The organism is Lactobacillus acetotolerans DSM 20749 = JCM 3825, assembly GCF_001436775.1.
Taxonomy (GTDB): Bacteria; Bacillota; Bacilli; order Lactobacillales; family Lactobacillaceae; genus Lactobacillus; species Lactobacillus acetotolerans.
In genome coordinates, this window is the sequence record NZ_AYZC01000121.1 from 1 (window position 1) to 208 (window position 208).

Annotated in this window: 1 pseudogene; it reads left to right on the forward strand. The window is 48.6% G+C overall.

Going from position 1 to position 208, the window contains the following annotated elements:
• Nucleotides 1-208: pseudogene (locus tag FC77_RS08125) on the forward strand (ISNCY family transposase); the annotation flags it as partial.

The window sequence follows — 208 nt, forward strand, 5'->3', positions numbered from 1 at the left end:
AACTATGAAACTGCTAAAACCAAGTCTGAAAATAAAGATGTCTTAACGCAATTCGGCCATGCCTGCCAAATCCTCGGTGTTAACCTAGTGACCACCAGTGTCTCCCAAGCTAAAGGCCGAATTGAGCGGGCTAACCAGACCGTACAGAGCCGCTTGAAACCGGAACTAAGGCTAGCTGGGGTGACTACCATTGAACAGGCCAATCACT